Origin of the sequence: Streptomyces sp. NPDC050560 (assembly GCF_044457285.1) — a bacterium.
GTDB lineage: Bacteria > Actinomycetota > Actinomycetes > Streptomycetales > Streptomycetaceae > Streptomyces.
The window spans coordinates 40,463-62,622 of sequence record NZ_JBITGT010000017.1 but is presented as its reverse complement, the minus strand read 5'-3'; the positions used below and the strand labels follow the sequence as shown (position 1 = coordinate 62,622).

The following is a 22,160-nucleotide window of genomic DNA, read 5'->3' as shown; positions in this document are numbered from 1 at the left end:
CGGGGGGCTTGTTCTAGGGTTCGTAGCTCCACTCCAGGTAGCGCTCGATCTCGTCGGCGGCGCGCCGGGCGCCTCCCGCGCGCCGCGCCTGCCGCTGGAAGTCCCGTACGGACCGGCTGATGTCGGGGTCGTCGACGAGGGCGGCGACGGTGTCGGCGAGGGCGGCGGGTTCGGTGTCCGCGGGCACGATCCGTACGCCGAGGCCGAGTTCCGCGACGCGGTCCGCGACGGCGCGCTGCCGTGGTGACGTCGGTACGGCGGCGAGCGGGGTGTTGAAGTACAGCGACTCCATGACGCCGCCCAGGTCCGAGTGGCAGACGTGGGCCGCCGCGCAGCGCAGGACGACGGCGCGCGGCACGTGTGCGTGGATCTCGACGTTGGGCGGTTGCCCACCGGCCGGAAAGAGGCTTTCCGTGTCGCTGTCCGCCGCGATCACCAGATGGAGGGGTTTCCCGGCGAGGGCGGTGACGCTGTCGCGGACGAAATCGGGGGCGCCGTCGAGGAGTGCGCGGTCGAGGGAGAGGAAGACGACCGGGAGTCCGGTGGAAGGCGGCAGCCAGCGTTCGTCCATCCGGCGTTCCGGTATGCAGGGGCCGACGAAGGCGACATGGCCGTCGAAGAGTTCACCATCGGCCTGGAACTCGCGCGGCAGCAGCGCTATCGACAGGGGTTCGGGTTTTGTGTAGAAGTTACTCGGCGACATTCCGGCTTTTTCGGCCGGGGAGAGGAATCGGAATAGCCGTTCCCTGACGTGGGTGGGCAGTTCCCTGACGCAGGCGTCGCTGTCGGCGTCGGGGACGAGTGGGGGCGGCTCGTCGCCGTCGACCAGGTCGCCGCGGGCGAACGACGGGAGTATCTGTACGGCGGGCCGGTTCCAGCGGCAGGTCAGCAGGCGGGCGGTGACGCGTGCCGACGCCTCGTAGAGCACCAGGTCGGGAATGTCGTCGACGAACTCGGCGTGGATCTCCTCGGCGCAGTCGAGGGTGTCGGCGACGGAGCCGGGGTCGGCGGTGCCGCTGCACTCCCAGCTCTCGACGTCGAGGCCGTAGGTGGGGCAGGACTCGTGGACGAGGACGTCGACGCCGGTGGCGACGGCCCGGCCGGCGAAGTCCCTGGTGGTGACGTAGGTGATGCGGTGGCCGCGGCGTTGCAGCTCCTGGGCGATGGGCAGCATGGAGCGGGTCTGCGGTTCCGCGGGGGCGTTCAGGATGACGATGCTGTAGTGGGGCGCGGGGCTTTCCTCGGTCATGAAGACGATCTCCGCTGCCCGCTGCCGCCGCGGCGCGCCGTGCCGCCCGTGGCCGGGTGCGGGCCGGTGGCCGGGTGCGGGCGGGATTTCGCGGGTGGTCCTGTGGGTTAACAGCTCAGGCAATATGAGATCGCATCCTGTGGTCGGGCGCCGGGGCGTACCACGCACAAGGCGCTGTGCGAATACGGTCGGCCGACTCCGCCGGGCCCCGGCCGGCCCGAAGCCGCCGAATGTTCCGTACGAGTCTGTACTTCCGGGAGAACTGGGGGACCGGCGATGTGAGTTTGCGCGGGGCAGAGAATGCAGTGGGACGCGAAACGACAGGCACTCTCACAACCGGCTGCATTCACTGTAAACGATCGTCGTCGGCCTGACAAAGCCCCTAAGCCCCCTTAGGGGTGCGTATTGCCGAATTCCCGCCACTCGAATCGGGGCGCCGGGCGGCGCGGTTCGGCTATACGAGGGCCCCGGTGCGCGCCATGTGCGGTACCGGGGCCCGTTTTTCCTGACGTGTTTCGCACCCGTCGTGGAGGGGGTGGATTTCGCCGGGAGTGGGTCTAGTGGGCGGAGTTGCGGTGGAGGGTGCGCAGCCAGGTGTCGACGGCGGCCGCGGTCTCGGGGGCGGAATTCTCCAGCAGGGTGAAGTGGTCGCCCTCGATCTCGCGCAGGGTGTGCGGTGCGGACCAGGAGGAGCGCCAACTCCCGTCGTCCTCGGTGCCGTCAGCGCCGGTGTCGGTGAGGAACGACCGGGTGGGGCGGACGAACAGCACGGGTGCGGTGACGTCCTCGGGGGCGCACTGCCGCATGAGGGCGCTGTAGCGGCCCATCGCGGACAGTCTCGCGGTGGAGAACATCCCGAAGTGGTCCTCGCGCGCCATCATTCCGTCGAGCATCCGGGCCCAGAGCCCGTCGGCGGCGTCGGCGGAGCCGGTGGCCCGTTCGTCGTCGAGCGGCAGGTAGGTGTCGAGGAGGACGACGGCGGCGGGTGCGAGGCCGTCGTGTTCGAGGCGGGTGGCGGTGGCGTGGGCGAACTGGCCGCCCGAGGAGTAGCCGACGAGCGCGAAGGGGGCGTCTCCCGCCAACTCCCGGACGCTGTGGGCGAAGTGGTCGACGGCGGCGTCGACGGAGACGGGCAGTGGTTCGCCTTCGACGAAGCCGGGCGGGGTGACGACGTGCACGTCGCGCACGTCGCGGAGGCCCGCGGCGAGCCTGGCGTACTGCTGGGCCCCGGCGAGCGCCATCGGTGAGGGGAAGCAGATGAGCATCGGGCCCTCGGGTCCCTTGGCGAGGCGCACCGGGGGGCTGACGGGGCCGAGTTGGCGGGCGGTGGTGAAGGCGGGGCGCAGTTCCGCGACGGCGTTCATGAGGGCGGTGCCCTCGACCATTTTGCCGTCGCGCACGGCGGTCCTGAACCAGGCACCGACGGTGTCCGGCATCCGCTCGGCCGCCGTCGGCGCGGCGGGCGCGGTGGGCGTACGGGTCTCGGGGGCCGCTGCCGGGGGCGCGTCGCGCGGCTCTGCGGCGAGGTGGGCGGCGAGGCGTGCCGGGGTGCCGAAGTCGAAGACGGCGGCGGCGGGGACTTCGAGGCCGGTGGCGCGCTGGAGGGTGGTCCGCAGTTCCGCGGCGGACAGCGAGTCGACGCCGACTTCGAGGAAGCCGCGCCCGGGGTCGAGGTCGGCGGTGGAGTCATGGCCGAGGACGGCGGCCACGTGGTCCACGACGACCTCGGTCAGCAGCTTCGCCCTTTCGGGCTCGGGGAGTTCGTCGAGCCGGGCGCGGAACCCGGCCGCCGCGAGGTCGTCGGCGGGCTCGGCAGGGGCGGCGGTGTCGGGCGCGTCCGGTGTGTGGGTGCCGGGGAGTGCGGGTGAGGCGGTCCAGTAGCGGCGGTGCTGGAAGGCGTAGGTGGGCAGGTCGACGGCGCGTGCGCCGGTGTCCTGGTAGAGGGCCCGCCAGTCCACGGCGGCCCCGGCGGCGTGCAGCAGGCCGACCGCGGCGAGGGCGGTGCGGGCCTCGGCGCGGTTCTCCCGCATCAGGGGCACGACGGTGGCCCGTTCCGCGGCCTCGTCCGTGAGGTTCTGCCGGACGAGCCCGGAGAGCACGGCGTCGGGTCCTATCTCGACGAAGCGGGTGGCGCCGCGTGCGGCGGCGGCCCGTACCGCGTCGCCGAAGCGGACGGCTTCGCGCGCGTGCCCGACCCAGTGGCGGGGCGAGGCGAGGTCGGCGGGGGCGGCGGTGGCGCCGGTGAGGGTGGAGACGACGGGGAGGGCGGGCTCGTGCAGGGCGAGACCGGACGCCGCCTTCTCGAACTCCGCCAGCATCGGGTCCATGAGGGGCGAGTGGAAGGCGTGCGAGACCTTGAGGCGGCTGGTCTTGCCGCCCTTCGCCCGCACCGCCTCCGCCACCGCGTTCGCGGAGGCTTCCGCCCCCGAAACCACCACGGAGCGGGGCCCGTTGACCGCCGCGATCGTCACGTCGGAGACCCCGTCGAGGAGGGCACGTACCTCCTCCTCGGTGACCTGAAGGGCGACCATGGCGCCGCCGCGAGGCAGCGCCTGCATGAGCCGCCCGCGCGCCACGACCAGCGCTGCCGCGTCCGCGACGCCGAGTACCCCTGCGGCGCAGGTGGCGCTGATCTCGCCGATGGAGTGCCCGGCGACCACGTCGGGGCGCACCCCCCAGGACTCGACGAGCCGGAACAGCGCCAACTCGACGGCGAAGAGGGCGGGTTGGGCGTACTCGGTGCAGTCGAGCAGGGCGGCCTCCGGGGACCCGGGGGCCGCGAAGAGGACTTCGCCCAGGGGGCGTTCGAGCAGCGGGTCGAGAGCGGCGCATACCTCGTCGAGGGCTTCCGCGAACACCGGGAAGGTCTCGGCGAGTTCGGCTCCCATGCCGACACGCTGGGCGCCCTGCCCGGTGAAGAGGAAGGCGGTCCTGCCCCCGGCGTGGGCGGTGGCGCGGCCGAGGCCGGGCGCGGGGGTGTCCGCGGTGAGGGCGGTGAGCGCGGCGGTGAGTTCCGCCGGGTCGGCGGCGGTGACGGTCGCGCGGTGGTCGAGGTGGGCGCGGGTGGTGGCGAGGGAGTAGCCGATGTCGGCGGGGGAGGGCGCGGCCGGGTCTTCGAGGAGCCGGAGCAGGGCCGCGGCCTGGTCGCGCAGGGCGGGCGCGGTGGCGCCCGACACCGGCCAGAGCAGCGGGGCGCGGTGGCCCTCGTGCGGCGGGCGTTCGTCCTGGTCGGCCGGTACGGTCGGGGCCTGTTCGAGGATGACGTGGGCGTTGGTGCCGCTGATGCCGAAGGAGGAGACGGCGGCGCGCCTCGGCCTGGCGGCCTCCCAGGGCCTGGCCTCGGCCAGCAGCGCGACCCGGCCCGCCGTCCAGTCCACCTTGGACGACGGCTCGTCCACGTGCAGGGTCTTGGGCAGGGTGCCGTGGCGCATGGCCATGACCATCTTGATGATGCCCGCGACCCCGGCGGCGGCCTGGGTGTGGCCGAGGTTGGACTTGATGGAGCCGAGCCAGAGTGGCCGGTCCTCGGGGCGGTTCTGTCCGTAGGTGGCGAGGAGGGCCTGGGCCTCGATGGGGTCGCCGAGGGTGGTGCCGGTGCCGTGTGCCTCCACGGCGTCGACCTGGTCGGCCGAGAGCCTGGCGTTCGCCAGCGCGGCCCGGATGACGCGCTGCTGGGCGGGCCCGTTGGGGGCGGTGAGGCCGTTGCTCGCGCCGTCCTGGTTGACGGCGGAGCCGCGTACCACCGCGAGCACCCGGTGACCGGCCCGGCGCGCGTCGGACAGCCGCTCCAGGGCCAGTACGCCGACGCCCTCGGAGAAGCCGGTGCCGTCGGCGGCGTCCGCGAAGGACTTGCAGCGGCCGTCGGCGGCGAGCCCGCGCTGCCTGCTGAAGTCGACGAAGGTGCCGGGCGTCGCCATCACGGTGACACCCGCGGCGAGCGCGAGCGAGCACTCGCCCGCGCGCAGCGCCTGGGACGCGAGGTGCAGCGCGACGAGCGACGAGGAGCAGGCGGTGTCCACGGTGACCGCGGGGCCCTCGAAGCCGAGGGTGTAGGAGACCCGCCCGGGGACGACGCTGCCGCTGCCGTAGCTGTTGAGGTAGTCGTGGTACATCACCCCGGCGAACACTCCGGTGCGGCTGCCGCGCAGCGCCGCCGGGACGAGCCTGGCGTGTTCGAGCGCCTCCCAGGCGACTTCGAGGAGCAGCCGCTGCTGGGGGTCGACGGCGTGGGCCTCGCGGGGTGCGACGCCGAAGAAGGCGGGGTCGAAGTCCCCGGCGTCGTGCAGGAATCCGCCGTGGCGTGCGTACGAGGTGCCGTCGTGCTCCGGGTCGGGGTCGTAGAGGGTGTCGAGGTCCCAGCCGCGGTCGGCGGGGAACTCGGTGATGGCGTCGCAGCCGTCGGAGACCAGCCGCCACAGGTCCTCGGGCGAGCGGACGCCGCCGGGGTAGCGGCAGGCCATCCCGACGACGGCGAGGGGTTCGCGCGCGGCGGCGGTGAGCCTGCGGTTCTGCTCGCGCAGCCGCTCGGTCTCCTTGACGGACGCCCGCAGCGCGTCGACGAGCTTCGCGCCGGACCCCTCGGGCCCCGGGGCGGTGCCGGCCCTGCCTTGACGGCTGGTCTCGGTCATGGCGGTGTCACTTCTCCCACGTCGTGTCGTGGACGTCGAACTCGTCCTGGTCGTAGCCGTGTTCACCGGCCGGGTCGGCGCCGTCCCCGGTGCCGCCCGCGCCGGGGTCGGCGAGGGCCATGCTGATCAGGGCGTCGGTGTCCATGGCGTCGATGGACCCGGCGGTGTCGGCGGCGGCCCCGGCATCGACGTCCGTGGCGATGTCCGGGTCGGCGCCCGCGAGTTCGAGCAGGCTGTCCATCAGGCCCGCCTCCCGCAGCCGGGACAGCGGGATGGTGGCGAGTGCGGTGCGGACGCGGGCCTCGGCCGGGTCGCCCGCGGCGGCGTCGGGCTCGGGGGCCAGCTCCTGCCCGAGGTGGTCGGCCACGGCCCTGGTGCTCGGGTGGTCGAAGATGAGCGCGGCCGGCAGGCGCAGTCCGGTGGCCGCGCCGAGGCGGTTGCGGAACTCGACGGCCGTCAGCGAGTCGAAGCCGAGGTCGCTGAAGGACCTGTCGGGGTCGACGGTCTCCGCGTCGGCGTGCCCGAGCACCGCCACGACGTGCCCGCGCACCATCTCGGTGAGCAGGTCCCCGCGCTCCGCCTCAGGCACCTCGGCGAGCCGGGCGCGCAGGCCCTGGGAGTCGCCGGAGGCCGCGGCAGCGGCCTGGGAGGTGCGGCGCCCAGGCGCCCGTACCAGGCCGCGGAAGAGCGGCGGCAGCTCGGCCGCGCCCCGCGCCATGGCGCGTGTGTCGAGCGCGACCGGTACCAGGAGCGCTTCCTCGGGGGCGCCGGTGTGCTCGGTGCCGAGGACGGCCGCGTCGAGGAGGGCGAGGCCCTGCCGTGCGGTGAGGGCGCCCGCGCCCGAGCGTGTCATGCGGTGGGTGTCGGTGCCGCTCAGCGCGCCCGCCATGCCGCCGTCGTCCGCCCATAGGCCCCAGGCGAGCGAGGTGGCGGGGAGGCCGTCGGAGGCGCGGTGCTGGGCGAGCGCGTCGAGGAAGGAGTTGGCGGCGGCGTAGTTGCCCTGGCCGGGGACGCCGAGTTGCCCGGCGACGGAGGAGAAGAGCACGAACGCCGCCAGGTCGAGGCCGCGGGTCAGTTCGTGCAGGTGCCATGCCGCGTCGGCCTTGGGCCGCAGGACGGTGTCCATCCGCCCGGGGGTCAGCGAGCCGATGACGCCGTCGTCGAGGGCGCCCGCCACGTGGACGACCGCGGTGAGCGGGTGCTGCGCCGGTACGGCCGCCAGCAGTGCGGCCAGTTGGGAGCGGTCGGCGGCGTCGCGGGCGGCGAGGGTGACGGCGGCGCCGTGCCCCGCCAGTTCGGCGACCAGCTCGGCCGCGCCCGGCGCGTCCTCGCCGCGCCTGCTGGTCAACAGCAGGTGGCGTACGCCGTGTTCGGCGACGAGGTGGCGGGCCACGAGGGCGCCGAGGGCGCCGGTGGCGCCGGTCACCAGGACGGTGCCGTCCGGGTCGAGGGCCCTGCCGGGCGCGGCGGGGTTGACGGGGGTGGCGGGCACCCGTGCCAGCCTGGGGGCCGTCGCCGCGCCGCCGCGGAGGGCGAGTTGCGGCTCGTCGGTGCGCAGCGCCGCGGGCAGGGCGGTGAGCGAGGCGTCGGTGCCGTCCACGTCGACGAGCACGATCCGGCCGGGGTGCTCGGTCTGCGCGGACCGTACGAGCCCGGCGGCGGTCGCGGCGGCGAGGTCGGCGACCGCGCCGTCGGGTCCCGGCACCGCGCCCCGGGTGACGACGGCCAGGGTGGCGGCGGCGAAGCGGTCGTCCGCCAGCCATGTCTGGAGGTCGGCGAGGGTGCGGTGGGCCAGGTCGCATACGGCCGCCGGGGTGTCGGGGGCGCCGGGGGCGCCGAGGACCGGCAGCACGACGGTGCCCACGTCCGCGGCGTCCCCGAGTTCCGGTACCACCGTGGTGCTTCCGACGACCGTGGCCAGGGTCTCCGACCACTCGGTGGCGCCGGTGCCGACGACCGCCCACTTGCCGGTGTCGGTGCCTGCGGGCGCAAGCGGCAGCGGCGTCCACTCCACGCGGTACAGGGACTCGACGAACTCGGTGCGGGCCCGCGCCAGTTGCTCTTCCGTGAGGGGGCGTACGTCCAGCCGCTCCACCGCGGCCACGGGCTGCCCCGCGGCGTCCGCCACGGCGATGGACACCGCCCCCGCTCCGGAGTCGGCGCCGGGTCCCAGCGGGCGCACCCGCACCCGCAGCGCGGTGGCCCCGGTGGCGAACAGCTCCACGCCCGACCAGGAGAACGGCAGCCCGGCCCGCTCCCCCGCGCCCGTCAGCCCCACGGCGTGCAGCGCGGCGTCGAGCACCGCGGGGTGCACACCGAAGCCGTCGACGGACACCCCCTCGGGCAGCGCCACCTCGGCGCACACCTCGTCGCCGAGCCGCCAGGCGCCGCGCAGGCCGCGGAACACGGGCCCGTACGACAGGCCGCCCTCCGCGAACCGCTCGTAAACACCCTCGACCGGTACGGGTATGGCTCCCGCCGGGGGCCAGACGGCGAACTCCGTGCCGTCCGCGCCGGTGTGCGCCGCGGCGGCCAGCACACCGGAGGCGTGCCGCACCCACGGCGCCTCGTCCGGGGCGCCCGTGCCGCGCGAGTGGACGCTGAAGGCACGGCTTCCGCCGTCGTCGGGGGCGCCCACCACCAACTGGGTGTGGACCGCGCCGTGTTCGGGGAGCACCAGCGGTGTCTCCAGGGTCATCTCGGCGAGGACCTGGCAGCCCGCCCTGTCCCCCGCGGCGAGGGCCATCTCGACGAGCCCGGTGCCGGGGAACAGCACGGTGTCGCCGAGCGCGTGGTCGGCCAGCCAGGGGTGGGTCCTGGTCGACAGCCGCCCGCTGAAGAGCAGGCTGTCGGCCTCCGCGAGCGCCACGGCCGCCCCGAGCAGGGGGTGGTCACCGGCGCCCGACGCCGCCCCGAACGGGGAGTAGCCGTCGATCCAGTAGCGGTGGCGTTGGAAGGGGTAGGTGGGCAGGTCGATGTGGTGGGGGTGGCCTGCGGGGTGGAGGGTGTTCCAGTCGAGTGTGTGTCCTCGGGTCCACAGGCGGGCCAGGGCGGTGAGGGTTTCGGTCTGTTCGGGTCGGCCGCGGCGCAGCAGGGGGACGGGCTGGGCGGTGGTGGTGTCGGGCAGGGCCTCGGTGGTCATCGCGGTGAGGACGGCGTCGGGCCCGATCTCCAGGAAGGTGGTCACACCGTCCGTGTGCAGGGTGTGCACGGCGTCGGTGAAGCGGACGGCTTCGCGTACGTGGGTGAGCCAGTAGTGGGGGGTGGCGAGTTCGGCGGGGGCGGTGTGGGTGCCGGTGACGGTGGAGACGACCGGTATCAGGGCGTCGTGGTAGGTGAGCGTGGAGACGGCCGCTTCGAACTCCTCCAGCATGGGGTTCATGAGGGGGGAGTGGAAGGCGTGGGAGACCTTCAGGCGGGAGGTCTTGCCGCCCCTCTCCCTCACCGCCTTGGCCACCACGTTCACGGAGGCTTCCGCCCCTGAAACGACTATGGAGCGGGGTCCGTTGACGGCGGCGATCGCCGCGTCGGTGACCCCGTCGAGGAGGGCGCGTACGTCCTCCTCCGTGGCCTGGAGGGCGATCATGGCGCCGCCGGAAGGCAGCGCCTGCATCAGGCGGCCTCGGGCGGCTACGAGGGCTGCGGCGTCGGCCAGTGAGAACACCCCGGCCACGCACGCGGCGGCGATCTCCCCGATCGAGTGCCCGGCGACGATGTCGGGCCGCACGCCCCACGACTCCACGAGCCGGAACAGGGCGACCTCGACGGCGAACAACGCGGGCTGCGCGTACTCGGTACGGTCGAGGAGGGCGGCCTCGTCCGAGCCTTCCTGCGCGAACATGATGTGCCGCAGGGGGTGTTCGAGCAGGGGGTCGAGGTGGGTGCACACTTCGTCCAGGGCGTCGGCGAACACGGGGAAGGTGTCGGCGAGTTCACGGCCCATGCCGGTGCGCTGGGCGCCCTGTCCGGTGAAGAGGAACGCCAGCCGGCCGCCGGTGGCGGTGGCTTCGACCAGGCCCGTGGTGGTCTCGCCCGACGCGAGAGCCCGAAGCGCCGTAAGGGCTTCTTCGCGGTCCGTGCCGAGGATGACGGCACGGTGGGCGAGGTGGGCGCGCTTCGTCGCCAGGGACGTCGCCACATCCACCGGGTGGGGGGCCTCGGCGGTGTCGAGGAGTGCGGCGAGGTCCCTGGCACGGGCCCGGAGTGCGGCCGGTTCGGCGGCGGAGAGCGGGAGCAGCAGGGTGGCGGGGGTGCCGTCCTGCGGCGCCGCGGCCGGTGCGGGCTCGGCGGGCGCGGGGGCCTGTTCGAGGATGACGTGGGCGTTGGTGCCGCTGATGCCGAACGAGGAGATCGCGGCGCGCCGCGGCCTCGTGACCTCCCAGGGCCTCGACTCGGTCAGCAGCTCCACCCGGCCCGCCGTCCAGTCGACCTTCGACGAGGGCTCGTCCACGTGCAGGGTCCTCGGCAGCACGCCGCGCCGCATCGCCATGACCATCTTGATGATGCCCGCGACACCGGCGGCGGCCTGGGTGTGGCCGAGGTTGGACTTGACGGAGCCGAGCCACAGCGGCTGCTCCGCGCCGCGGTCGCGGCCGTAGGTGGCGAGGACGGCCTGTGCCTCGATGGGGTCGCCGAGCACGGTGCCGGTGCCGTGCGCCTCCACGGTGTCGATGTCGTCCGTCGAGAGCCTGGCGTCCGCGAGCGCGGCGCGGATGACGCGCTGCTGGGAGGGGCCGTTGGGGGCGGTGAGGCCGTTGCTCGCACCGTCCTGGTTGACGGCGGAGCCGCGTACCACCGCCATGACCTGGTGGCCGTTGCGGCGCGCGTCGGAGAGGCGTTCGACGACCAGCACACCGACGCCCTCCGACCAGCCGGTGCCGTCCGCGGCCTCGGCGAAGGACTTGCACCTGCCGTCCCCGGCGAGGCCGCGCTGCCTGCTGAACTCCAGGAAGGTGGCGGGGGTCGACATCACCGTCACACCGCCGACGAGCGCGAGCGAGCACTCGCCGCCCCGTAGCGCCTGGGACGCCAGGTGCAGCGCCACGAGCGACGACGAGCAGGCGGTGTCCACCGTGACGGCGGGGCCTTCGAGGCCGTAGGTGTAGGCGATGCGCCCCGAGACGATGCTGCCCGCGCTGTGGCTGGTCGGGTAGTCGTGGTACATCAGGCCGGCGAAGACGCCGGTGGCGCTGCCCTTCAGGGTGGCCGGGTCGATCCCGGCGCGCTCGAACGCCTCCCAGGACGCTTCGAGGAGCAGCCGCTGCTGGGGGTCGGTGCTCAGCGCCTCGTTGGGGCTGATGCGGAAGAACGCGGCGTCGAAGTCGGCGGCGTCGTGGAGGAAGCCGCCCTTGTTGACGTAGGTGGTGTCGGGGCGCTCGCCGGTCGGGTCGAAGATGGCGTGGGTGTCCCAGCCGCGGTCCTCGGGGAACTCGGAGACGGCGTCCCTGCCGTCGAGGACGAGGTCCCACAGGTCCTCGGGGGACTCGATGCCGCCCGGGTAGCGGCAGGACATGCCGACGATGACGATGGGGTCGTCGCTCGCGGGGCCCTGGTGCCGTACGGCCGTGTCGGCGGGGGTGTCGAGGGTGCCGAGGAGTTCGTCGTGGAGGAAGTCGACGAGGTCGCCCGCGGTCGGGTAGTCGAAGACGAGCGTGGCGGGCAGTCGCAGACCGGTCGCCGCGTTCAGCCCGTTGCGCAGTTCGACCGCGGTGAGGGAGTCGAAGCCCAGGTCGTTGAAGGCGCGGTCGGGCGCGATGGACGCGGGGTCGGCGTGGCCGAGCACGTCGGCGATCTGGCCACGCACCACGCCGAGCAGGGTGCGCTCGCGCTCGGCGGGGGTGCGGGCGGCGAGCTGCCGGTGCAGGGTGTCGGCGGTGGTGGTGTCGCCGACGGCGGCGCTGCGGCGCACGGTGGGGACGAGGTGGTGGTAGAGCGGGGGCAGTTCTGGGCCCTGGGCGCGCAGGGCCTCGGGGTCGAGGCGGACGGGTACGACGGCGGAGCCCGCGCGCACCCCGGCGTCGAAGAGCCCAAGCCCGTCGGCCGTTGTCAGCGGCAGGACACCGCCGCGCGCCATCCGCGACCTGTCGCCCTCCGAGAGGCCGCCGCCCATACCGCCAAGACCCTCGTCGTGCCACACACCCCACGCCAGCGACACGGCAGGCAGACCCGCCGCCACCCGCGACTCCACCAAACCATCAAGAAAGGCGTTGCCCGCCGCATAGTTCCCCTGCCCCGGCGCACCCAGCACACCGGCAGCGGACGAGAACACCGCGAACAGCCCCAACTCCGAGCCCCGGGTCAGCTCGTGGAGATTCCAGCCGCCCAACACCTTCGGCCGCAACACGGCCTCAAGACGCTCCGGCGACAACGCCGCCACCAGACCGTCATCGAGCACACCCGCCGCATGCACCACACCCACCAACGGATGCTCCTGCGGGACCGCCCCAAGCACCCCGGCAAGCGCCTCCCGGTCGGCCACGTCACAGGCCACCACGTCGACCGCCTCCGCACCCGCCGCGAGCAGCGACTCCACCAACTCCGCGGCGCGGGCACCGCCACCGCCGCGGCTCAGCAGCACCAACCGCCGTACTCCCCACTGGGACACCAGGTGCCCGGCCAGTACCGCGCCGAGGCCGCCCGCGCCGCCGGTGATTAGGACGGTGCCGCCGGTCAGGTCGGGCCCGCCGGGGCCGGTGCCCGGCGCGGGCACGCCCGCGCGCGCCAGCCGGGGCGCGAGTAGCGCGCCGTCCCGCAGCGCCACCTGCGGCTCGCCCGTGCCGACCGCGGCCGCGACGGCGGTGTCCACATCGTCGGGGGCCGTGCCGTCCGGGCCCGTGGCGTTCGGGTCCGTGCCGTCCGGGCCCGTGGCGTTCGGGTCCGTACTGTTCGGGTCCGTCTGGAGGTCCACGAGTACGAGCCGCCCGGGGTTCTCCGCCTGCGCCGACCGCACCAGGCCCGTGACGGCCGCGCCGCCGAGGTCGGGTACGTCCTCGCCGCCGACGCAGACGGCGCCGCGTGTCACCACGGCGAGCCTGGCGCCCGCGAAGCGCTCGTCGCCCAGCCACCGCTGGACGGCGAGCAGGGTCCTGACGAGCAGTTCCCGCACGTCCTCGGGCACCGCGCCCGTGGCTTCGCGGAAGGCGCGCAGCACCACCACGTCGGGGACGGCCGCCGCGGCGTCCGGCACGACCTCGTCGAAGCCCGCCGCCGAGAGCCCCCCTGCGGGCGCCGCGACCGGGACCCAGTCCACCCGGTACAGGGACTCCGGGTACTCGGTACGTGCCCGGGAGAGCTGTTCCTCGGAGACGGGGCGTACGTCGAGCCTGCCGACCGAGGCGACGGGACGGCCCGCGGTGTCCGCGACGTCGAGCGACACCGCTCCCCCGGCGCCGAGCGGGCGCACCCGCACCCGCAGCGCGGTGGCCCCGGTGGCGAACAGCTCCACGTCGGACCAGGAGAACGGCAGCGCGGCCCGCTCCCCCGCGCCCGTCAGCCCCACGGCGTGCAGGGCCGCGTCAAGTACCGCGGGGTGCACGCCGAAGCCGTCGACGGAGACACCGTCGGGCAGCGCCACCTCGGCGCACACCTCGTCGCCGAGCCGCCAGGCGCCGCGCAGGCCGCGGAACACGGGCCCGTACGACAGGCCGCCCTCCGCGTACCGCTCGTAGACGCCGTCGACGGTGAGGGGTTCGGCGCCCGGCGGGGGCCAGGCGGCCAGGTCGAAGGGGGCGGGGCCCGCGGGTGCGGCGGGGACCAGGGTGCCGGCGGCGTGCCTGACCCAGGTGTCGCCCGCGGTGTCGTCGCGGGAGTACACCCGCACCTGGCGGCGCCGCGAGCCGCCCTCGGGGGCGCCGACGACGACCTGCACCTGGACGCCGCCGCGCTCGGGCAGCACCAACGGCGCCTCAAGGGTCAGCTCTTCGAGGACGCCGCAGCCGACCTGGTCGCCCGCGCGGATGACGAGGTCGACGAAGCCGGTGCCGGGGAAGAAGATGGCGCCGCCGACGACGTGGTCGGCGAGCCAGGCGTGGTTCTGTGCGGAGAGCCTGCCGGTGAAGAGGTGGCCCTGCGAGTCGGCGAGCGCGACGGCCGCGCCGAGCAGCGGGTGGCCGGTGGCGCCGAGGCCGATGGAGCGCGGGTCGCCCTGGTCGCCCGGCGTCTGCTCCCAGAAGGCGCGCCGCTGGAAGGCGTATGTGGGCAGGTCGACGGGGCGCGCGCCGGTGTCGTCGAAGACGGCGGGCCAGCCGACCTCGCCACCTGACGCGTACAGCCGCCCGAGTCCCGTGAGCAGGCTCCGCGCCTCGGGACGGTCCCTGCGCAGCAGCGGCACGCACACGAACCGCGCCATGCGCTCGGGGCGTTCCGCGCCCTCGGTCTCCTCCAGGCAGGTCTGGGCGAGGCCGGTGAGCACACCGTCGGGGCCGACCTCCACGAACCGGGTCACCCCGCGGTCCACGGCGGTGCGCACCCCGTCGCCGAAGCGCACGGCGCCGCTCACGTGCCGCAGCCAGTACTCGGCGGTGCGCAGGTCGTCGCCGGTCGCCGCCTCGCCGGTCACGTTCGAGACCACGGTGAGCCTCGGCTCGGCGAACGAGAGCCCTTCGAGCACCGTGCGGAACTCGTCGAGCATGGGTGCCATCAGGCCGGAGTGGAAGGCGTGCGAGACGTTCAGCCGCGATGTCTTGTGCCCCCCGGCCCGCAGCCGCTCGACGACCCGGTCCACGGCGGCCTCGGGGCCCGAAACGACCACGGCCCTGGGGCCGTTGACGGCGGCGATGTCGACGCCGGGCGCCTCCGCGAGCAACGGCAGTACATGGTCCTCTGTGACCTGAAGGGCGGCCATGGCGCCGCCGAGAGGCAGTGCCTGCATGAGCCGCCCGCGCGCCGCCACCAGGGTGCAGGCGTCGGCCGGCGAGAGCACCCCGGCGATGTGCGCGGCGGCGATCTCGCCGATGGAGTGGCCCATGACGACGTCGGGCCGCACCCCCCAGGACTCCAGCAGCCGGTACAGGCTGACCTCGACGGCGAAGAGTCCCGGCTGCGCGTACTCGGTGCGGTCGAGCAGCGCGGCCCGCCCGGTGCCGTCGGCGGCGGACAGCGCCTCGTCCAGGGGGTGTTCGAGGAGCGGGTCGAGGTGTCCTGCGATCTCGTCCCAGGCCCGCCGGTAGGCGGGGTATGTCGCGTACAGCTCGCGGCCCATGCCGGGCCGCTGGGCGCCCTGCCCCGTGAAGAGGAACGCGGTCTTGCCGCTGGTGCGGGCGGTGTCCGCGGGGGCCGTGCCGTCGGCGAGCGCCCGCAGCCCCGCGAGGAGTTCCGCGGTGTCGGCGCCGAGCACGGTGGCGCGCCGCTCCAGGGCGCCGCGCCTGGCCGCCAGGGACCAGCCGATGTCCACGGGGCTGAGCCCGGCGTGCTCGGTGACATGCGCGGCGAGGCGCCCGGCCTGGGCGCGCAGCCCTTCCTCGCCGCGGCCGGAGATGACCCACGGCACGGGTGCGCCTGCCGCGGGGGCCTCGGCGGCCGCGGTGTGCTCCGTGGTCTCCTCGGGGGCCGCCTGCTCGATGATCACGTGCGCGTTGGTGCCGCTGATGCCGAACGAGGAGATCCCGGCGCGCCGGGGCCGTGCGGTGTCCCAGGGGACCTCCTCTGTCAGCAGCCGCATGGCGCCGGAGGTCCAGTCGACATGGGTGGACGGCGCGTCGACGTGGAGGGTCCTGGGGAGCACGCCGTGGCGCATCGCCATGACCATCTTGATGATCCCGGCGACGCCCGCGGCGCCCTGGGTGTGGCCGATGTTGGACTTGACCGAGCCGAGCCACAGCGGGCTGTCCGCGGGGCGGTCGCGGCCGTAGGTGGCGAGCAGTGCCTGCGCCTCGATGGGGTCGCCGAGCACGGTGCCGGTGCCGTGCGCCTCGACCGCGTCGACGTCGGCGGGGTCGAGCCGGGAGTTGGCGAGCGCCTGGCGGATGACGCGCTGCTGGGCGGGCCCGTTGGGCGCGGTGAGGCCGTTGCTGGCACCGTCCTGGTTGACGGCGGAGCCGCGTACCACCGCGACGACCTGGTGCCCGTTGCGGCGCGCGTCGGAAAGGCGCTCCACCACGAGCACACCGATGCCCTCGCCCCAGCCGGTGCCGTCGGCCCCGGCGGCGAACGCCTTGCAGCGGCCGTCGTGCGACAGCCCGCGCTGGCGGCTGAACTCCACGAAGGCGGCGGGCGAGGCCATGACGGTCACACCGCCCGCGAGCGCGAGGTCGCACTCGCCGCCGCGCAGCGCCTGGGCCGCGAGGTGCAGGGCGACGAGCGACGAGGAGCAGGCGGTGTCCACGGTGACCGCGGGGCCTTCGAGGCCGTAGGTGTAGGCGATGCGCCCCGAGACGATGCTGCCGGAGCTGCTGCTGCCCGAGTAGTCGTGGTAGACGACCCCGGCGAAGACACCGGTGGCGCTGCCCTTGAGGGTGGCCGGGTCGATCCCGGCGCGCTCGAACGCCTCCCAGGACGCTTCGAGGAGCAGCCGCTGCTGGGGGTCGGTGATCAGGGCCTCGTTGGGGCTGATGCCGAAGAAGTCGGCGTCGAAGTCGGGGGCGTCGTGGAGGAAGCCGCCCTGGTTGACGTAGGTGGTGTCGGGGCGGGCGCCGGTGGGGTCGTAGAGCCGGTCGAGGTTCCAGCCGCGGTTGCCGGGGAAGCCGGTGATGGCGTCGTCGCCATCGGCGACGAGCCGCCAGAGGTCTTCCGGGGACTCGACGCCGCCGGGGAAGCGGCAGGACATGCCGACGATGACGACGGGGTCGTCGGCGACGTGTCCCGTGGCCGGGAGGGTGGCCGCGGCGGCCATGTCGCCCGAGACCTCGGCCAGCAGGAAGCCCGCGAGGTCGCCCGCGGTGGGGTAGTCGAAGACGAGGGTGGCCGGGAGGGCGAGACCGGTGGCGCCGCCGAGGCCGTTGCGCAGTTCGACCGCGGTGAGGGAGTCGAAGCCGAGGTCGCTGAAGGCGCGGTCGGGCTCGATGGCCTCGGGGGTGGCATGGCCGAGGACGGCGGCCACCTGCCCCCTTACCAGGTCGAGTACGGCCTCGTGGCGCTCGGCTGCGGCGAGGGCGGCGAGCCGCTCGCCGAGCGAGCCGGTGACGGCGCCGGTACCGCGGGAGGCGGCCTGGCGGCGGGCCGGGCGGCCGGTGAGATGGTGGAAGAGCGGGGGGAGTTCGCCGCCCAGGGCGCGCAACGCCTCGACGTCGAGGCGGACGGGTACGACGGCGGAGCCCGCGCGCACCCCGGCGTCGAACAGCCCGAGCCCGTCCGCCGCCGACAGCGGCAGCACACCGCCGCGCGCCATCCGCGACCTGTCGCCCTCCGAGAGGCCGCCGCCCATACCGCCAAGACCCTCGTCGTGCCACACACCCCACGCCAGCGACACGGCAGGCAGACCCGCCGCCACCCGCGACTCCACCAAACCGTCGAGGAACGCATTGCCCGCCGCATAGTTCCCCTGCCCCGGCGCACCCAGCACACCCGCAGCAGACGAGAACACCGCGAAGAGCCCCAACTCCGAGCCCCGGGTCAGCTCGTGGAGATTCCAGCCGCCCAGCACCTTCGGCCGCAACACGGCCTCAAGACGCTCCGGCGACAACGCCGCCACCAGACCGTCATCGAGCACACCCGCCGCATGCACCACACCCACCAACGGATGCTCCTGCGGGACCGCCGCAAGCACCCCGGCAAGCGCCTCCCGGTCGGCCACGTCGCAGGCCACCACGTCGACCGCCTCCGCACCCGCCGCGAGCAGCGACTCCACCAGCCCCGCGGCGCGGGCACCGCCACCGCCGCGGCTCAGCAGCACCAACCGCCGCGCCCCGTACGCCGTCACCAGGTGCCGTACCAGCAGCACGCCGAGGCCGCCGGTGCCGCCGGTCACCAGGACGGTGCCCGCGCCCAGGTCCGTGCCCTCGGGGGCCTCGGGGTCCCCGAGGGCGCGCCGTGCGGTGGGCACACCGGCGCGCACCAGGCGCGGCACCAGGACGGTGCCCGCGCGCAGGGCCACCTGCGGCTCCCCGGCGCCGAGCACACGCGCGACGGTGTCGGGCGACAGCCCCACGGCCCCCGCCGCCCCGGCCGCGCCCGCCGTCTCTCCCACGTCCCCCGCGTCGGCCACGTCCACCAGCAGGAAGCGGTCCGGGTTCTCCGCCTGGGCCGAGCGCACCAGGCCGGTGACGGACGCGCCCGCCAGGTCGGTCACACCCGATCCGTCGGCCGGCACGCCGCCGCGGGTCAGCACCAGGAGCCGGGAGGCGGCGAAACGCTCCTCGTCAAGCCACCGTTTGACCCCCGCGAGCACCCGTTCGAGCAGCGCGGACACCGCCTCCGGGACCGCGTGCGCCCCGTCGCGGAACGCCCGCAGCACCACCACGTCGGGCACACCAGCGACCGCGCCCGAGACCACGTCGTCGAAGTCCGCCACCGCGGGGGACCCGAGGTGCGCGAGGCCCGGCCCGACCGGCACCCAGTCCACGCGGTACAGGGACTCCGGGTAGCCCATACCGCCGTCGCCCGCCAACTCGGCCGCGGTGACGGTCCGTACGGTCAGCGCCTCGACGGTGGCGACGGCGTCGCCCACGGCGTCGGCGATGCCGACCGTGTAGCCGTCGCCGCCGAGCGGGCAGAGCCGCACTCTGAGCGCGGACGCGCCGCCCGCGTGCAGGGTCACACCGCGCCACTGCGCGTGCAGCGGGAGGGCCGGGGGCCGCCCGGCACCTTCGCCTTCGCCTTCGGCGGAGTTGAGGGCGGTGACGCTCTGGAGCGCGGCGTCGAGTGCCGCGGGGTGCAGCCCGAAGCGCCCGGCGTCCTTCGCGGCAGGCTCGGGCAGCGCGACCTCGGCGAACAGCTCGCCGCCCCGCCGCCAGGCGGCCGTGAGCCCCCGGAAGACGGGGCCGTGGGCGAGACCGGCCGCCGCGTACCGCTCGTACACGTCCTCGACCGGTACGGGGGCCGCACCGGCAGGGGGCCACACGTCGAGGCCGGTGTCCTGCGCCGCGGGGCGCACGGCGCCGCCGAGGAGGCCGGTGGCGTGCCGCCGCCAGGCGGCGTCGCCCGCGGTGTCACCGGCGCGCGAGAACACCCGCACCCTGCGCGTCCCGGACGGGCCCTCGGGTGCGCCCACCGCGACCTGCACCTGGACGCCGCCACGCTCGGGCAGCACCAACGGCGCCTCTACGGTCAGCTCTTCGAGGACGCCGCAGCCGACCTGGTCGCCCGCGCGGATCGCCAGTTCGACGAAGCCGGTCTCGGGGAAGACGGCGGAGCCGGCCACGGCGCGGTCGGCGAGCCAGGCGTGGCCTGCCGCGGAGAGCCGCCCCGTGAACAGCGCGCCGTCCGAGTCCGCCAGCATCGTGGCGGCGCCCAGCAGGGGGTGATCGGCGGCGTCGAGCCCGGCAGAGGCGACGTTGCCGACGGCGGCGACGTCCCTGACCCAGTAGTGCTGTCGTTGGAAGGGGTAGGTGGGCAGGTCGACGTGCCTTGTCGGGCCGCCGGTGTGCAGTGCCGCCCACTCGACGTCACGGCCCCGTGTCCACAGTCGGGCGAGTGCGGTCAGTGCTTCGGTCCGTTCGGGCCTGCCGCGGCGTAGCAGGGCGAGGGTCTTTGTGGTGTCGTCGGGCAGGCTGTCTGCTGCCATGGCGGTGAGGACGGCGTCGGGGCCGATCTCCAGGAAGGTGGTCACACCGTCGTCGGCGAGGGTGCGTATCCCGTCGGCGAAGCGGACCGCCTCGCGGACATGGGCGACCCAGTACTCGGGCGAGGTGACGTCGCCCTTGGTGACGGTGCGTCCGGTCACGTGGGACACGAGGGGGATGCGCGGCTCGGCGTACTCAAGTCCCCCGGCGACCTCCCGGAACTCGTCGAGCATCGGGTCCATGAGCGGGGAGTGGAAGGCGTGCGAGACCTTGAGACGGGAGGTCTTGCCGCCGTCAGCCTTCACCGCCTCCATCACGGCGGTCACGGAGGCTTCCGCGCCCGAAATCACCACGGAGCGCGGTCCGTTGACGGCGGCTATCGCCGCGTCGGAGACACCGTCGAGGAGGGCGCGTACGTCCTCTTCTGTGGCCTGGAGGGCGATCATGGCGCCGCCGGAAGGCAGCGCCTGCATCAGACGGCCTCGGGCGGCTACGAGGGCTGCGGCGTCGGCCAGCGAGAACACCCCGGCCACACACGCGGCGGCGATCTCCCCGATCGAGTGCCCGGCGAGGACGTCAGGGTGTACGCCCCACGACTCCACGAGCCGGAACAGGGCGATCTCGACGGCGAACAACGCGGGCTGTGCGTACGCGGTCCGGTCGAGGAGGGCGGCCTCGTCCGAGCCCTCCGGCGCGAACATGACGTCCCGCAAAGGGTGTTCGAGCAGGGGATCGAGGTGCGTGCACACCTCGTCCAGGGCGTCGGCGAACACCGGGAAGGCGGCGGCGAGTTCGCGGCCCATGCCGACGCGCTGGGCGCCCTGGCCGGTGAACAGGAAGGCCAGCCTGCCGTCCGCCACGGCGCCTTCGACGACGCCCGCGGCCTGCTCGCCCGCGGCGAGTGCGCGCAGGCCCGCGAGGAGGTCGTCGCTGCCGGTGGCCACGACGACGGCGCGGCGTTCGAGCTGGGCGCGGGTGGTCGCCAGCGCCGCGGCGACATCGCCTGGCCGGGGGGCGTCCTCGGCGGTCAGCAGCTCCAGCAGGTTCGCGGCCTGGGCGCGCAGCGCCGCGGGGCTCGCGGCGGACAGCGGGTGGAGACCGGGGCCCGCGGGCCTGTGCTGCCCGGCGGCGGTGTCCTCGGCGGGCGTCCCCGCCCCCTCGGGGTCCGTAAGGGTGTCGTCCGGGGCCTGTTCGAGGATGACGTGGGCGTTGGTGCCGCTGATGCCGAACGAGGAGACGCCCGCGCGGCGCGGGGTGGTGGCGTCCCACTCCACCGGCTCGGTCAGCAGGCGTACATGGCCCGCGGTCCAGTCGACCTTGGTGGAGGGCCGGTCGGCATGGAGAGTTCTCGGCAGGATGCCGTGGCGCATCGCCATGACCATCTTGATGATGCCCGCGACGCCCGCGGCGGCCTGGGTGTGGCCCATGTTGGACTTGATGGAGCCGAGCCACAGGGGCCTGTCGGCGGCGCGGTCGCGGCCGTAGGTGGCGAGCAGCGCCTGCGCCTCGATGGGGTCGCCGAGGACGGTGCCTGTGCCGTGCGCCTCGACCGCGTCGACCTGGTCGGCGGAGAGCTGCGCGGCGGCCAGCGCGTCCCAGATGACGCGCTGCTGGGAGGGGCCGTTGGGTGCCGTGAGGCCGTTGCTGGCGCCGTCCTGGTTGACTGCGGAGCCGCGTACCACCGCGAGCACCGGGTGCCCGTTGCGGCGGGCGTCAGACAGCCGCTCGACCAGCAGCATGCCGACGCCCTCCGACCAGCCGGTGCCGTCGGCGTCCTCGGAGAACGCCTTGCAGCGGCCGTCGGCGGCGAGGCCGCGCTGCTTGCTGAAGGCGACGTACGGGTCCGGGGTGGCCATCACGGTGGCGCCCCCGGCGAGGGCGAGGGTGCACTCGCCCTTGCGCAGCGCCTGGATGGCGAGGTGCAGCGCCACCAGTGACGAGGAGCAGGCGGTGTCGACGGTGACCGCGGGGCCTTCGAGGCCGAGCACGTAGGAGATGCGTCCTGAGAGCACGGCGGCGTTGCTGCCCGTGGACAGGTACGCCTCGGCCTCCTCGGGCAGCTTCAGCTCGAAATAGGTCTGGCCGTTGGTGCCGGTGAAGACGCCGACGCGGCCGCCGCGCAGCGAGTCGGGGGCGACGCCGCCGCGCTCGAACGCCTCCCAGGCGGTCTCCAGCAGCAGGCGCTGCTGAGGGTCCATGGCCAGTGCCTCGCGGGGCGAGATGCCGAAGAAGGCGGGGTCGAACTGCCCGGCGTCGTAGAGGAACCCGCCCTTGCGTGCGTAGTCGTCACCGTCGTCGGCGGCGGCCCCGGTCTCCCAGCCGCGGTCCTCGGGGAAGTCCCCGATGGCGTCGCCGCCCTCGGCGAGCAGCCGCCACAGCTCCTCGGGCGTCCGTACGCCACCGGGAAGACGGCAGCTCATCGCGACGATGGCGACGGGCTCCTGTCCGGCCTTCTCGATGTCGCGCAGTTGCTGCCTGGTGGCATGCAGGTCCGCGGTCGTCCGCTTGAGGTAGTCGAGGAGCTTCGCTTCGTTCACGTTCGCCATCGGGGCCTCGCCGTGTGTCATCTCCCGGAAACAGCGTGCGCGGGAGGTTCGGGAAGGGAGTGGTGGGTCCTGGGGTCCTGGC

General features: G+C 74.6%; 3 protein-coding genes. All 3 read right to left on the bottom strand.

The features are described from left to right. Positions 1-13: 13 nt before the first annotated feature. A complete protein-coding gene (locus ACIBIW_RS31120; RefSeq protein ID WP_399340912.1) occupies positions 14-1,249 on the bottom strand; it encodes a nucleotide disphospho-sugar-binding domain-containing protein in 1,236 nt (411 codons plus the stop codon). Between the two features lie 557 nt (positions 1,250-1,806). Continuing rightward, positions 1,807-5,799 (bottom strand): type I polyketide synthase, encoded by a 3,993-nt coding sequence (locus tag ACIBIW_RS31115; RefSeq protein ID WP_399341071.1) that lies wholly within the window; start codon positions 5,797-5,799, stop codon positions 1,807-1,809. A gap of 85 nt (positions 5,800-5,884) precedes the next feature. Next, on the bottom strand, positions 5,885-22,069 hold the full coding sequence (locus ACIBIW_RS31110) for a type I polyketide synthase (RefSeq protein WP_399340910.1): 16,185 nt from the start codon (positions 22,067-22,069) through the stop codon (positions 5,885-5,887). Positions 22,070-22,160: the final 91 nt, after the last annotated feature.